Genomic DNA, 14,769 nt, shown 5'->3' on the forward strand with positions numbered 1-14,769 from the left:
CAGAACACCGGTACCAAAAACTCGCATCTGACAGTAGATTTACTACAGAATTGAATGCTATTTGTTGTCGTAGTCTTGGTCACCGGAGGCACCGTACATGGTGGTCTTCAGAATTGGCCCCAGAGTGAGGATAGAGGTGCCAAACCCTGATACGACAAGGGCCGCAGCTGGGCCGATGGCACTTACAACAGGTGCCCCGATGATGTATCCAATAAGCATTGCGGAGCTGTTAATTGAACCCATCGTAGAAAGGGCTTTGGGTTTCACTTCATCAGGTACGGATCCGACAACGATTATGCGTAGTGCGGCCACCTGAGCAGCATTGCAGACTCCGCCCAGGAGGAAACATGGGATGCAGAGCCACAATGAGGGAAATAGTCCAGGTAAAGCTATGAAACACCCCATAGCGAATCCTGCCCCGGCCAGGACTTTCCCAGCGTTCTGTGAGTGAAGGCGAGCTGAAAGCCGTGCGCCAAAGATGCGGCCCACGATAAATGCTTGGGCAATGATGGCATATAACGTACCGCTGACGTGGAGGGTCTGTGTCGCATAGAAGACAAGCGAAACGTTGAAAACCGAGGTGCAGATAATTGCTCCCCAAATGCTGGTTAACGCGGACCGAGCGCTTCTATTCTTCAGCAAAAGGGAAGGTGCTTCGAGGACCTTCTGGAGAAAACTCGGTGAAGAATCTTTGGTTTCTGAATGAAGCAGTGTTTTCGGGGGCGAGGATTTATAAAGGAAATAAAAAGCAAGTAGCGAGACTCCAACGGCGCAAGCTTCAACGAAGAGCGCTGTCTGCAGGTTTCTTTGGTCCAGTAGTAATCCACCTAGAGGTGGTCCAAGGAATCCACTGCCAAGTCGGGCTGTGTCCAAGAGGGAGAAGGCTTTCGCCTGCTGTCCTTCGCCGACCTGAGAGTCAGCGATGGTGAAAATGGATGGAATTGACAGTCCGCTTAAGCATGCGGTGACGAGATTTCCGACAATGAGGATCAATGGCTCTGGATAGGCTGCCATTGATAACAGGCCCAGAAGATCTAAGAAGAGTGCAGCAAGCGCAATGTGATAGCTGTTGAATTTGTTGAAGAGTGGGGCCAGAAAGGGGACTGCAAAAACTTGAGCGCAAGTACCCGAGATGAAGATGCTTGCCACCAACAGTTCGCCTTTGTTGAGTTCGGCGAAGTGGAGTGAAATCGAGAGGCTGGTCATTGACCCGCACACTGACAATAAAAAATATGTGGCGGTCAAGGTGTAGATAGATGAAAGTCCTTCGTCACCACTGTTTCTAGGGGGATGCATTTAGGCTGCAACTGTTTCGTTGCCCTGGCCGCTGAACGGACCTGAACCTCCTACTGTGACTACTTCGGAAAGCGTTTCGGAGGTAAGCATTATTTCTCCCATATGTGATGACGATTACATACAACAAGGTAATGATGTGAGTCTCTCATTTCAAGGGCGTAGCGGAGGCAGCTCTTGCACTGTGTACAGGAAAAAGTAGTGCTAGCGCTAGTGACCTTCGCTCTCGTGCGAAACACAATACAGAGCATGAAAAAGCTTGTGGTTGGCATGATTGCCGTGGTGGCCGTGATTGTGGTGGCGTTTGTAGGGTTTGTGGGATTCATGCAGTGGGTGGACGCAGACAGCGTGACCGGTGATGACGGCGTGGCTGCCGGATATAGCGCTGAGACAGGTGGCCCGCTGGAAGCGTCGTTTGCGGGCGAGGGCCGCACGAGGTCGACGTGCGGCGTGATGGCGACGTGACCATCGCGGCACCGACAGGCGCGGGACCGTTTCCGGCGGCGGTCATGGCTAATGGCACGAACACGCCGCTGAGCAGCTACCTGCCCGTGGCGGAGCACCTGGCTAGTTGGGGCTTCGTGGTTGTCGGCGATGAGACTCCCCACACAGGTACAGGAGAGAATGTCGTGCACTTGATTGAGCGCTTGCCGGAACTGGATTCTCGTGCGGACCGATCACGAGTCGGCATTTTTGGCCACTCACAGGGTGGTGCGGGTGCCATCAACGCTGCGGCCCACACGGAGGTAGCAGCTGTGTATGCGGCGAGCCCGGCCTCCCACAAAGTGGCACAGTCCAATGACTGGGACTACAACACGGCTGACGTAGAGGAACCGCTATTCCTGATGACGAGCGATGGCCGTTCGGACCGCTGGCTTGTTAGTCCGTGGTCAGACTTGCAGGAGAGCTTTGAATCAGCTGGTGGTCCGGCAATCATTGCCCGCCGCCTGGGCGCGGACCACAAGGACGTTCTAGAGTTCGGGGACAGTTACGCCACCGCGTGGTTCCGCTACATTCTTGCTGATGATCCTGATGCGAGAGATGTGTTCGTTGGCACCTCACCAGCGGGCGCCGGTGAGCTAGCGAGCAACGCGCTTTGGGACCGAGTGGTCACCCGCGGCTGGTAGCTCGCCGGGCCTTTCGACATTCCGCGCGGTGCACCTAACGCGCTAAAAGCCATCTGCGCTCACACACCCCCTTCGGAGGAAGTGTGGTTCACAAAAATTGGTAGCCCTGATAAATTTCAAGTGAATTGTCAACCGGGCTGCGCCACGTCAGCCCGTACAAGCGGGACCGAATGAACCATGCAGACAAAGGAGAAAGGCCACGTCGAGGGCCTCTATATTGATGAAAACTTCGAGCTGCGCGCTGGGGCCGTCACGTTCGGGGAGAGTATTGAGGGCATAGTGCTTGGCGACGTCCCCCAAGCCGAGGCTGCCTGGCGCGCCGGGGACTCGGATGCGTTGCTGTGGGTGCCCGGCTTCGTGGACCTACACAACCACGGCGGCAACGGCGGGGGATTCCCCAACGGCGACTACGAGCAGTGCCTAGCCGCCGCCCGCTTCCACCGCGCGCACGGCACAACGACACTGCTGGCCAGCTTGGTCTCCGGCACGCAAGAAGAACTCTGCGCCCGGGCGGAGCTTTTAGCCCAGCTGGCTGAAGAAGGCGAGATCGCCGGAATCCACATGGAGGGCCCCTTCATCGCTGCGGCCAAATGCGGCGCACAGGACCCATCGCGCATCGTGCCCGGTGACCCGGACTTCTTCCGCGCGGTCATCGCCGCGGCCCGCGGCCACCTGCGTTCGATTACCTTCGCGCCGGAAACGGAGAACGTCGACAAGCTGCTCGACGTCTGCGCGGAGCATGGCATCATCGCCAGCCTGGGCCACACCGAGGCCGATTATGACACCACGCTGAGCGTTATCGCCAAGGCTAAGGAGCTCGGCCTGACCGTGACTGGAACGCACCTCTTTAATGGCATGCCTTCTATTCACCACCGAGCGCCGGGCCCGGTAGCGGCTTTGCTCACCGCAGCGAAGGCGGGGGATGTGTCCGTCGAGCTCATCGCAGATGGTGTGCATCTTGTTGACGGCGCCGTGGACATGGCTCACAGTCACCGCGCCTTCGCCATCACTGATGCCATGGCGGCGGCCGGCATGGCCGACGGTGACTATGAGCTGGGTTCGCTGCCTGTCACCGTGAGCGGGGGAGTCGCGCGCGTGCCCAGCGGTGCTATCGCGGGCGGCACCTCTACATTGTCCCAGCAATTCGCCAGCTTCGCCGAGCGCCATGGTCTGGGCGAGGCGGTGCGTTTTACCTCCACCACGGCAGCCGACGTGTTGGGGGAGACGAATCTAGGCCGCATCGCGGTTGGCGCGCGCGCCAACCTGGTTGGCCTTAACTCTCACTACCAACCGGTGCGCGTCATCGTCGACGGCGCGGACATCCCACTCTCTTAAACACACAGGAAGGCATCTCATGGAAATCCTCATCCGCTCCACGCCGGCCGAAGTGGCCGTGGAGGCCGCTGACATCTTCGCGCACTACGCCAACGCCGGCGCCACCTTGGGCCTGGCCACAGGATCGACCCCGGTAGCGATGTACAAGGAGCTCATTACGCGCCATGAGCGCGGCGAGGTGAGCTTTGCCCGCAGCCGCGCATTCCTGCTTGATGAATACATCGGGCTGGAGCGTACCCACGAGCAGTCCTACTATTCCACCATCCGCCGCGAATTCACCAGCCACGTGGATTTCGATGATGACCTGGTAAAAAGCCCCGCTGGTGACTCCGATGACCCCGCCACCGCCGCGGCCACCTATGACAAGGCCATCCGTGATGCCGGCGGCGTGGACATCCAGCTGCTGGGCATCGGGGCCAACGGGCACGTCGGCTTCAACGAGCCGTCGAGCTCCCTGCAATCACGCACCCGCATCAAGACGCTGCACCCGCAAACCGTGCAGGACAATGCCCGCTTCTTTGACAACGAAGACGAGGTCCCGCGCCACGTGCTGACCCAAGGATTGGGCACCATCAGTGAGGCCCGCCACCTGCTCTTGTTGGCCACTGGCAGCAACAAGGCCAGCGCGGTCCACGCCATGGTGGAAGGCCCGCTCTCCGCGCACTGCCCCGCGTCGATCCTGCAGTGGCACCAGCGCGCCACGGTGATCCTCGATGAAGCCGCCGCCTCCCAGCTGGAGGACCGCGAGTACTACGTTTTCGCGGACAAGCACCGTCCGCACCGCCCACTCTTTTCCTAAAAAGCTCCATCTAATTCCTTACTAGTGTGAAAGGACTCCTCGCATGAAAATCGATGTCATGGGGCCGCTGCAGCGGCTCGGAAAAGCCCTCATGGGCGCTGTGGCGGTGCTGCCCGTCGCGGCGATCCTCAGTGGCGTTGGCTACTGGATCTCCAGCGCGGCTGGTCCGGATAACCTCGCCGCCCAGCTGCTGATCAGCTCCGGCGACGCGGTGCTGTCCAACCTGGGCTGGATCTTCGCCATCTCCATTGCTTTCGGCCTGGCCAAGGATTCCAACGGCGCCGCGGCGCTCTCTGGTTTCCTGGCCTTCGCCACCTTCATGAAGCTGCTGGGCCCAGAGGCCGTGGCCGGCTACCGCGGCATCGAAGACCCCACCGCGCTGACCGGCGATGAGGCCCTGGAATGGGCCGCGGAAGGCTGGAACGCCGTGGGCGGCGGCAACGTCCTCTTCGGCATCCTCGCCGGCGTCATGGCGGCCTGGGTATATAACCGCTTCCACGGCACCAAGCTGCCGGATTTTTTGGCTTTCTTCTCTGGACGGCGCCTCGTGCCGATTCTTACCGCCGTCATCGCCATAGTGATTTCCGGCATCCTCTACTTCGTGTGGCCGTTCATCTACAACGCGCTCTTTAACTTTGGTACCTCCATCCAAGGATTGGGCGCGGCGGGCGCCGGTATTTATGGCGTGGCTAACCGCCTGCTCATCCCGACCGGCCTGCACCACGCGCTGAACTCCGTCTTCTGGTTCGATGTCATCGGTATCAATGACATCGGCAACTTCCAGGCCGGTCAGAAGACCATCGAGGCAGCCGCTACTGCTACCTCCGCCGCCGATTGCCCGGGCATTTGGGCCAACGGCCAGTGCACGGTCGAGGGCGTCGTCGGCCGCTATCAGGCGGGCTTCTTCCCAGTCATGATGTTCGGCTTGCCGGGCGCGGCACTCGCCATGTACCTGCGCGCGGATAAGAACAAGCGCAAGGTCGTCGGTTCCCTGATGGCCGCAGGTGCTTTGGCCTCCTTCTTCACCGGCGTGACTGAGCCGCTGGAGTTCTCCTTCATGTTCGTCGCCCCGCTGCTCTACGTGGTGCACGCGCTGCTGATGGGCCTGTCCGTCTTCATCGCTTCCGCCATGGATTGGACCGCCGGCTTTGGCTTCTCTGCCGGTTTCGTGGACATGTTGCTCTCCTCGCAGAACCCGCTGGCTAATAAGTGGTACATGCTGCTGGTCATGGGTGTGGGCTTCTTCGCCCTGTACTTCGTCATCTTCTACTTCCTCATCGGCTGGCTCAACCTCAAGACCCCGGGCCGCGGCGAGGACGATGCGGTAGCAGATTCCATGGAGGATTCCGCCACCGGCGATGAGAAGACTGCTCGTGATGCCGCCCGCATCATCGAGGGGCTCGGCGGCAAGGACAACATTGACTCATTGGATTACTGCACCACGCGCCTGCGCGTCGGCGTGAAGGAGCAGGCGCTTGTCGACGACTCCGTGATCAAACGCGCCGCCGTCTCCGGCGTCATCCACCCCTCCGAGAAGAGCGTCCAGGTCATCGTGGGCCCGGCCGTGCAATTCATGTATGACGAGGTCAGCCACCAGCTGCGCCACGGCTCCCCGGCCCTGGCCACGACTGGTGCAGCGAGCGCGGCAGGTGCTGGAGCCAGCGCGCCGGCCAGCGCCGCTGCCGCTCAGAGCGGAAGCGGTGATGCCGCTGGCGTCGACGTGCGCGCCCCGTTCGCCGGAGACGTTGTCGAGCTCGCCCAGGTCCCGGATGCGTCCTTTGCGCAGGGCATGGTGGGCGAAGGCTTCGCTGTGATGCCCGATGCCGTCGATGCCTTCGACGTCTGCGCCCCGGTCGACGGCACCATCACCATGGTCTTCAAGACGCGCCACGCCTTCGGCATGAAGACCGCGGATGGGCTGGACCTGCTCATTCACATCGGCATCGACACGGTGGAGCTCAAGGGCGAAGGTTTCACGGCCCTGGCCAAGAAGGGCGATACAGTCACCGCCGGCACACCGATCATCGCGGTGGAGGCGCAGAAGCTGCGCGAGCGCGGCGTCAACCTCATCACCCCGGTGGTGTGCCCGACGGCCAAGCAGGTCGCCGGAGTCGACATCGCTCGCGAGGGCCATGCCCTGCCAGGCGAAGTCGCAGCAACCGTCAAGCGCAGCAGCTAGCCGGCTGGATTAAATCCCAGACACAAAAACTGCCCGAGTTGCCAAAAACAACGTTGTTCCCTGCGGTTAGGAGCGAAGGTTTTGGCAACTCGGGCAGTTTTGGCTCGGAGGGTTCTACGTCTTGAGAGGAATAGGCGTGGGTTAGTCGGTGCCGTGCAGCAGGCGCGGCACCACCTTGCCCGTGGCATTGCGCGGGAGTTTGTCCAGGAAGTGGACATCGCGCGGCACGGAGTGGTCCGCCAGGTTCTCGCGGACCCAGGCACGGATGGCGTCGGCAGTCACGGCGTTGCCTAGGGCGTCCCGCGTGGTCACCGCCCACACGGCGATGCGCTGGAAGGTGGTTTCATCCTCCACGCCACCGGCATGCACCTCCGCGATGCCCGGCATGGCCTCGAGCACCTCCGTCACCGACTGCGGGTGCACGTTCTCGCCGCCGACGATGATCATGTCATCGGCGCGGCCCACCACATGCAGGTAGCCCTCGGGGTCGATATAGCCCAAGTCCCCGATGGAAATGAGGCCATCGACCTTGTGGAGTGGGATCTTCGGATTGGTATAACCAATGAGCGCGGTGGAATTGGTCAGGTAGATCTCGCCGACCTCGCCGCGCGGAACCTCATTGCCCTCCTCATCGAGGATGCGCAGCTTAGTGCCGGAGGCAATCTTGCCGCCGATGGTCGGGTCTTTAGCCACCTCTTCCATGCTGGCCGTCGACGCCAGCGCCAGCTCCGTGGAGCCATAGACGTTGCAGAGAATCGGGCCGAAGCGCTCGTGGGTTTCCTTCACGATCTCCGGGGTCAGCGCATGCCCGGCGGAGGCAATGAACTTCAGCGAAGAGGTGTCATACGCCGAATCCGGGTCAACCTCAACCATCTGGCGGAAGAAGACGGGGGAGGAAAGCAGACCATCGAGCTGGTAGCGCTGGATGTCATCGAGCGCGGCCGCCGGGTCGAAGACGCGACGGGTCACGATGGTATTGCGCAGTCCCAGCGCGATATTGAGGCAGGCCCAGCCCCACGTGTGGAAGATGGATGCGGTCATCTGCACCTTCTGGTTGGCACGCCAGGGGATGTTTTCCACGATGGATGCCAGCACGACCGGCAGCGTCGGCTCCGGGCGCATGATGCCCTTGGGGATGCCGGTGGTGCCAGAAGACATCAGCACGATGTGCCCGTGCTTCGGATACTTTGGCAAGCGGATGTCGCGCACTGCTTCGGCGTGCTTGACGATGCCGTCTAGCGTCGGCAGCCCGAAATGTTCCGCGCCCGAGTCGTGCCCGATAATAACGGCGATCCTCTCGTGATAGGCGGGATCGAGGCGGTCGATGAATTCGTCGTCGATGACGAGCACGTTGATGTTGTTTTCCTCGATGCAGCCTGCGAGCTGCTCTGGGGAAGAACCGACGTTGAGCAGGAAGATATGCGCGCCCGCGTATCCCTTGGCACCTAATGGGGTGATGATGCCGCGGCCGTTGCGGGCCATCACGCCGAGGCGGATTTCTGGCAGATCGAGGCTGCGTAGGTGCTTGGCCAGGGTCTGTGCGTTGTCGCGCAGTTGGCGGTAGGTAAGGGTGCCGTCGTCGTCGATTAGCGCGAGGCGCTCTGGGCAGGTGATATAGCCCTGCTCGAGCTCGCGGGCAGTGGTAAAGCGGTAGCGGCTTAAGATGGGGCCGGCCTTGAGTAGCGGGGTAATGCCATCACGGTGGGTGATGATGCCGGACTTAAAAAGCTGCGGGATAAAGCGGCTCAGGGCAGCGGTGTGGAAGGTTAAATCAGAGAAATTAAAAGGCATGTTGAGTAAAAGTCCTACGTCAATAAGAGAAAGCTAGCGCGACAGTTAGGCTACCGGCTTGTTAATCGTGTGGGCTGCACAGGCTGTTGCACGGCTCGGAAGATTGTTACTAATGTTACAGAAGTTGCCCCTGTGGACTATAGTATATTTTTGTCATAGAACATATATTGATTCTGAACGGACCGTCCAGGTTGGGCTAAAATGATGGGCAGCAAAATTTGAGAGGAAATCCATGAACCTGAAAAAGAAGGTAATGGCAGCTTTTGCTGCGACCTGCATCGCGGTAGGCCTGGGCACGGCACCTCAAGCGGTGGCAGCCGATGTAAATCTGGTGGCTTTTGGTGATTCCGTGTTGGCCGACCCAGACGCGGGTGCTTATCTCACCGCGCGCCTGAGCTCCCAGAGTGCTGGCGGCGTGAATTGTCCGCAGTCTAATAACTATGCCCGCCGCACTGGCGCGAAGCTGGGCCTGCCGGTCGCGGACTTTTCTTGCTCCGGCGCTGTTTCCTTCTCGCGCGGCCCGCAGATGTTCGCCCAGGTTGATCGCGCGATCCAGACCGGCGCGTTGAGCCCAAATACCCGCCGCGTTCTCTACACCACGGGCTTTAATGACACGTATAACAACCCAGGCATGAGCGAGGGCGAGCTGCGCCGCCGCTTCGTGGATGCGAACGCTCCGCTCATCGGCCGCATCCGTGCTGCGGCGCCAAATGCACGCATTCAGATCGTCGGGTATCCCACCATCGGCTCTGCTGGTAGCTACTGCCTGCTGCACGTGGGTCCGGCACCGCTCGATCACACTTTCTTGCCGAATGTGCAGGCTTGGGAAAATGCTTCCCAATGGATGCAGGTGGACTTGGCCGCTCGTACCGGGACCGAGTTCCTCGACCTGAAGCCGAGCACCCGCGATAACGGCATGTGTGCCACCGCAGATCGCCGCATGTGGGCTGGCCTGGTTGACTTCACTGCTGGCGACGGCAACCTGCCGCTTCACGTAAATGCGCGCGGCCACGAGCATGCGGCAAACGTTATTGCTGGCTCTTAATTTCTAATTTTCGGCGTGCGCTGGGGCGACCCGCGCACGCTTTCGCATATCTGCTGAAATGAATTTTCATTAGTTCGGCCTTGCTGGAAATCCGTGTACGCTGGGGCCGCATGAGCAACAACACTGTTAAAGCCGTAATTGCCCGCTCCAAGGGAGCACCGGTCGAGACCGTCAACATCGTGATCCCTGAGCCAGGCGCAAACGACGTCATCGTCAAGGTGCAGGCCTGCGGAGTCTGCCACACGGACCTGGCTTATCGCGACGGCGATATCGAGGACGCCTTCCCATTTCTGCTTGGCCATGAAGCCGCGGGCGTCGTCGAGCGCGTAGGCTCCGCCGTTACCCACGTTGCCGAGGGCGACTTCGTCATTCTTAACTGGCGCGCAGTCTGTGGCGAGTGCCGCGCCTGCAAGAAGGGCGAGCCAAAGTACTGCTTTAATACCCACAACGCCTCCACCAAGATGTACCTGGCCGAAGATGATAAGGACGCAGGCGCCGAGTTGACCCCGGCCCTGGGCATCGGCTCCTTCGCGGAGAAGACCCTCGTCCACGAGGGTCAGTGCACCAAGGTGGATCCGGAGGAGGATCCAGCGGCGGCGGGACTTTTGGGCTGTGGCATCATGGCTGGTTTGGGTGCGGCCGTCAACACTGCGGAAATCCAGCTCGGCGAGTCCGTGTCCGTCTTTGGTTGCGGCGGCGTCGGCACCGCAGCCATCGCCGGCGCGAAGCTGGCGGGCGCGGCCAAGATCATCGCCGTCGACATCGACGAGGCAAAGCTCGAGACCGCGCGTGAATTCGGCGCCACCGATGTCGTCAACTCCAAGGACATGAGTGAGGATGAGGTCATCGAGGCCGTACGCCAGCTAACCGGCGGCTTCGGCACCGACGTTTCCATCGACGCCGTGGGCATCCAGCCGACTTGGCGCCAGGCCTTCTACTCCCGCGACCATGCCGGCCGCATGGTGATGGTGGGCGTGCCTAACCTCACCGACCACGTCGATATCCCAGCCATCGACCTCTACGGCCGCGGCGGTTCCATCAAGCCGGCGTGGTACGGCGACTGTTTGCCAGAGCGCGACTTCCCTGCATATGTGGCATTGCACCGCAACGGCCAGTTCCCGCTGGATAAGTTCGTATCCGAGCGCATCTCCTTGGACGAGGTCGAAGATTCCTTCGCCACCATGAAGTCCGGCAAGGTGCTGCGCTCCGTCGTTGAATTCGCATAGATTAGGAGAACTAAAGCTAATGCAGATCGACAAGGCCGTAACCAAAGGCAAGTTCCGCCTAGACGGCGGAGAGTGGGACGTGGACAATAACGTCTACGTCGTAGGCGATGCTTCGGGTGTGTACGTCGTGGACCCTTCCCACGACTTGGATGCGGTGGCCGAGCTCGTGGGCGATCGCCCGGTCAAGGGCATCCTGCTCACCCACGCGCACAACGATCACTGCGACTTGGCGCCGGCGGCCGCCGAGCGCTTTGGCGCCGAAGTCTACCTCCACCCAGATGACCAGATGCTGTGGGAAGAATCCAACGGCGGCGCCGCGTTCCACCCGCTGGAGGATAACCAGCAGTTCCAGGTCAGCGGCGAAGACATCACCGTCTTTCATACGCCGGGCCACTCGCCGGGCTGCGTGGTGCTTCACCTGCCGAGCGAGGGCGTGCTGCTTTCCGGCGATACGCTCTTCAACGGCGGCCCTGGTGCCACCGGCCGCAAGTACTCCGACTTTGACGTCATCATCGAATCCCTGCGCAATGTGGTCTTCAACCTGCCCGCCGAGACCCGCGTGCTGCCGGGCCACGGCGATGAGACCACCGTGGGCGCAGAGGCCGCGCGCATCGACGAATACGTCGCCCGCGGCTACTAAACCCGGCTGACTATTAAAACCGCCTGATTAATCCTCGCGCGCCGAGGCCAGCAGGTAGGAGCCGTAGCCGGACTTCATGAGCGGCTCTGCCAGCGCGGCCAAGGCCGGACGGGAGATGAAACCTTCCCGGTAGGCCGCCACCTCCGGCGAGCCGATGACGGTGCCGGTGCGCTTTTGCATCACCTCGACGTAGGCGGAGGCCTCGCTCATCGAGTCCACCGTTCCGGTATCGAGCCACACGTCGCCGCGCTGCATGCGCTGCACCCGTAGCTTGCCGCGGCGCAGGTACTCCTCGTTGACGGCGGTGATTTCCAGCTCGCCGCGGGCGCTCGGGCGGATGCCCTTGGCAATGTCGATTACTGAGTTATCGTAGAAATACAAACCAACCACGGCATGATTGGACTTGGGTTGGGCTGGTTTTTCTTCGATGGACAGCGCGTTGCCTGCCGCGTCGAATTCCACCACGCCATAGCGCTGCGGATCGGAGACCTCGTAGGCGAAGATGATTCCGCCTTCTGGGTCGCGGCACTGGCCCAAGGCGGTGGCAAAGCCGTGGCCTTCGAAGATGTTATCGCCCAACACCAAGGCTACGGAGTCATCGCCGATGAAATCCTCCGCAATGAGGAAGGCCTGCGCCAGGCCCTCTGGACGTGGCTGCACCGCGTAGGAAAGCATGAGGCCTAGTTGGGAGCCGTCGCCAAGCAGGCGCTCAAAAGACGCCGAATCCTCGGGGGTAGTGATGATGAGGATCTCCCGAATGCCCGCCTGAATCAGGGTGCTGAGCGGGTAATAGACCATGGGTTTGTCATAGATCGGCATGAGCTGCTTCGAGATGCCCTTGGTGATGGGGTAGAGGCGTGAGCCTGAACCGCCCGCGAGGATGATGCCTTTCATGCTTGAAAGCCTAATCCAAAGGATAAAGCGCAAGGTAGAGCGCTAGCGCGGCGCGCCAATTCATCGGGCTAAAGCCGGTGGCTTCAATCTTGGAAAGATCCAGCGTAGATTCGCTGGGCCGGCGGGCAGGCTCGACGCCGTACTCCGCGGTGCTGACCGAGTGGACCTCGGCGGGGTCGTGCCCCATGCCGATGAACGTGGCCATGGCGAGTTCATCGCGGCCCACGGTATCGCCCCCGGAGGAGAGGTTGTAGATGCCATAAGGCGCCTGGGTTTCCAGCAGGTGCGCGATGCCCTTGGCCAGGTCCTCTGCAAAGGTGGGTCGGCCGCGCTGGTCATTGATGACCTTCGGCTCGATGCCCTTATTTGCCAGCTGAGCCATGGTTTTGATGAAGTTGTTGCCCTCGCCAAAGACCCACGAGGTGCGCACCACATAGTGCTTAGGTGCCACGCTTGCCGACGCCTCACCCGCCGCCTTCGACGCCCCATACAGGCTCAGCGGGCTAGGGCTTTCTTCCTCGGTGTGTAATTCGGTTTCGCCGTCGAAGATGTAGTCGCTGGAGACGTGCACAAGCGTCAAGTTGTTATCGGCGGCGATGCGCGCCAGCTTGGCAGGTGCCAGCGCGTTGACTTCCCAGGCGCGGGCGCGGTCGCTTTCTGCGCCGTTGACGTCGTTGTAGGCGGCGCAGTTGATGATGGAGCTGTAGCGGCGCCAAGGACGCTGCGGCGGATTGGTGATGTCGAATTCCTCGCGCGTGCAGAACTCCGCGTTCGGTAGCACCTTGCGCAGCGCGCGGCCCAGCTGGCCGTTGGTGCCGGTGACCAGCACCTTGCGCGGCGCCATGGGCGTGACGTCCGCTAGCTGCGGGTGCGCGCGGTCTTTGTCGGAGATTTCGGTGGGATCGAGCGGCCAGTCCACCATGTCGAGGTTGACGAAGGTGTACTCCGCGTCAGGTGACCAATGATCGTTGACCAAGTAGGAATACGCGGTTTCCTCAAGTGCCTGGAAGCCGTTGGCCACGCCCCACGGGACGAAGACGGCGGTATCGGGGCTTACTTCATGGGTGACCAGCTCACCGTAGGTTTCGGAGCCTTCGCGCAGATCGCACCACGCACCGAAGACCTTGCCGTGGGCCACGCTTACCAGTTTGTCCCAGGGCTCGGCATGCAGACCGCGGGTCACGCCCGCCGCGGCGTTGAAAGAGACGTTGTTTTGCACCGGCTGGAAATCGGGCAGCCCGGCCTCAACCATCTTTGCGCGCTGCCAGTTCTCCTTGAACCAGCCGCGATTGTCTCCGTGGACGTCAAGCTCGATGAACAGTAGGCCCTCGATGGCCGTCTTGGTTACCTGCACGTGTGCTCGTTTCTTCCTGTCTAGGTTTCGTTTAATGGGGTTGCGCTGCCGGTTTAGTGGCCGTGTTGGGCGTAATGCTTCTCGACGTCGCCTTTATCCGGGCGCCACCACTTCTCATTGTCGCGGTACCACTGGATGGTCTGTGCCAGCCCTTCGCGGAAGTCAGTGTAGTGCGGCTGCCAGCCCAGCTCGCGGCGCAGCTTGGAAGCGTCCATGGCGTAGCGCTGATCGTGGCCGGGGCGGTCAGCTACGTGCTCGTAGAGCGCGCCGCCTGCAGCATTGGTCGCGCCCATGATCTCGCAGATGAGCTCGATGACCTCTTTGTTGTTGATGTCTTTCTGGTCAGCGCCGATGTTGTAGGTCTCGCCGATTTCGCCGCGATCGAGGATGGCGAGGACCGCGCTGTTGTGATCGTCGACGTGAATCCAGTCACGGACCTGCTCACCCGTTCCGTATAGCTTGGCCGGCTGGCCGTCTAACAGGTTGGTGATTTGGCGCGGGATGAACTTTTCTACGTGCTGGAAAGGGCCGTAGTTGTTGGAGCAATTCGAGATGGTTGCCCGCAACCCAAAGCTGCGCGCCCAGGCGCGGACCAGGTGATCGGAGCTGGCTTTCGACGCGGAGTACGGCGAGGAAGGCACATAAGGGGTGGTTTCGGTGAACTTGGTAGCGGCACCGATTTCGAGGTCACCGAAGACCTCGTCGGTAGAGACGTGGTGGAAACGCACATCGTGCTTGCGGCAGGCTTCCAATAAGGTGAAAGTACCTACGACGTTGGTCTGGATGAACGGGGAGGGATCCTGCAGCGAATTATCGTTGTGGGACTCTGCTGCGAAGTGCACCACGATGTCGCTTTGCACCACCAGCTCATCCACCAGCGCGGCATCGGCGATATCGCCGACAACCAAGCGGCACTCTACGCCCTCGAGGTTCGCCCGGTTACCCGCGTAGGTGAGTTTGTCCAGCACCGTGATGGAGACTTCTGGGCGCGTGGCAGCGACCAAGCGGACGAAGTTGGCGCCGATGAATCCGGCGCCGCCAGTAACTAGCATTCTGCGCATGGATAACAATTTTAGGCTACCTTCC

General features: G+C 61.0%; 13 protein-coding genes. 8 read left to right on the plus strand and 5 right to left on the minus strand.

Annotated elements, in window-relative coordinates; translation table 11 throughout:
* Positions 1-57 precede the first annotated feature (57 nt).
* Complete coding sequence (locus tag HMPREF3155_RS02380; protein WP_049146084.1) at positions 58-1,296, minus strand: MFS transporter; 1,239 nt, start codon at positions 1,294-1,296, stop codon at positions 58-60.
* Between the two features lie 246 nt (positions 1,297-1,542).
* Here HMPREF3155_RS02380 and HMPREF3155_RS13215 point away from each other — a divergent pair, with 246 nt between their 5' ends.
* From HMPREF3155_RS13215 to nagE, 5 genes are all read left to right on the plus strand, one after another.
* Entirely contained in the window at positions 1,543-1,758 is a 216-nt protein-coding gene (locus HMPREF3155_RS13215) for a hypothetical protein (protein WP_235590986.1), read from the plus strand.
* Positions 1,737-2,420 (plus strand): alpha/beta hydrolase family protein, encoded by a 684-nt coding sequence (locus HMPREF3155_RS02385; protein ID WP_246815640.1) that lies wholly within the window; start codon positions 1,737-1,739, stop codon positions 2,418-2,420. Before HMPREF3155_RS13215 ends, HMPREF3155_RS02385 begins: the two co-directional genes overlap by 22 nt.
* A 177-nt stretch (positions 2,421-2,597) precedes the next feature.
* The gene (locus HMPREF3155_RS02390; protein WP_049146086.1) at positions 2,598-3,755 is read left to right on the plus strand and encodes an N-acetylglucosamine-6-phosphate deacetylase; all 1,158 of its coding nucleotides are present in this window, start codon (positions 2,598-2,600) and stop codon (positions 3,753-3,755) included.
* 19 nt (positions 3,756-3,774) lie between these two features.
* A complete protein-coding gene (gene nagB / locus HMPREF3155_RS02395) occupies positions 3,775-4,554 on the plus strand; it encodes a glucosamine-6-phosphate deaminase (RefSeq protein ID WP_046647861.1) in 780 nt (259 codons plus the stop codon).
* A gap of 43 nt (positions 4,555-4,597) precedes the next feature.
* Complete coding sequence (gene nagE, locus HMPREF3155_RS02400; RefSeq protein WP_070432503.1) at positions 4,598-6,733, plus strand: N-acetylglucosamine-specific PTS transporter subunit IIBC; 2,136 nt, start codon at positions 4,598-4,600, stop codon at positions 6,731-6,733.
* A 141-nt stretch (positions 6,734-6,874) separates the two neighbouring features.
* Here nagE and HMPREF3155_RS02405 read toward each other — a convergent pair whose 3' ends face one another.
* Complete coding sequence (locus HMPREF3155_RS02405; RefSeq protein ID WP_049146091.1) at positions 6,875-8,524, minus strand: AMP-binding protein; 1,650 nt, start codon at positions 8,522-8,524, stop codon at positions 6,875-6,877.
* A gap of 232 nt (positions 8,525-8,756) precedes the next feature.
* On the opposite strand from HMPREF3155_RS02405, the gene HMPREF3155_RS02410 reads away from it, so the two are divergent.
* From HMPREF3155_RS02410 to HMPREF3155_RS02420, 3 genes are all read left to right on the plus strand, one after another.
* On the plus strand, positions 8,757-9,569 hold the full coding sequence (locus tag HMPREF3155_RS02410; protein WP_061920250.1) for a GDSL-type esterase/lipase family protein: 813 nt from the start codon (positions 8,757-8,759) through the stop codon (positions 9,567-9,569).
* A 110-nt stretch (positions 9,570-9,679) separates the two neighbouring features.
* Positions 9,680-10,795: an S-(hydroxymethyl)mycothiol dehydrogenase gene (locus tag HMPREF3155_RS02415; protein ID WP_061920252.1), complete on the plus strand. Its 1,116-nt coding sequence runs from the start codon at positions 9,680-9,682 to the stop codon at positions 10,793-10,795.
* Positions 10,796-10,814: 19 nt separating this feature from the next.
* On the plus strand, positions 10,815-11,435 hold the full coding sequence (locus HMPREF3155_RS02420; protein WP_049146096.1) for an MBL fold metallo-hydrolase: 621 nt from the start codon (positions 10,815-10,817) through the stop codon (positions 11,433-11,435).
* A 27-nt stretch (positions 11,436-11,462) separates the two neighbouring features.
* On the opposite strand, the gene rfbA is transcribed toward HMPREF3155_RS02420, so the two are convergent.
* From rfbA to rfbB, 3 genes are read right to left on the minus strand one after another with little or no spacing between them, the layout of a single operon-like run.
* Entirely contained in the window at positions 11,463-12,329 is an 867-nt protein-coding gene (gene rfbA, locus HMPREF3155_RS02425) for a glucose-1-phosphate thymidylyltransferase RfbA (protein WP_049146097.1), read from the minus strand.
* A gap of 10 nt (positions 12,330-12,339) precedes the next feature.
* A complete protein-coding gene (rfbD, locus tag HMPREF3155_RS02430) occupies positions 12,340-13,683 on the minus strand; it encodes a dTDP-4-dehydrorhamnose reductase (protein WP_049146098.1) in 1,344 nt (447 codons plus the stop codon).
* A 53-nt stretch (positions 13,684-13,736) separates the two neighbouring features.
* The gene (gene rfbB, locus HMPREF3155_RS02435; RefSeq protein ID WP_193391045.1) at positions 13,737-14,735 is read right to left on the minus strand and encodes a dTDP-glucose 4,6-dehydratase; all 999 of its coding nucleotides are present in this window, start codon (positions 14,733-14,735) and stop codon (positions 13,737-13,739) included.
* Positions 14,736-14,769 lie beyond the last annotated feature (34 nt).

Source organism: Corynebacterium sp. HMSC06D04 (genome assembly GCF_001807315.1).
In the GTDB taxonomy this organism is placed as follows: domain Bacteria; phylum Actinomycetota; class Actinomycetes; order Mycobacteriales; family Mycobacteriaceae; genus Corynebacterium; species Corynebacterium simulans.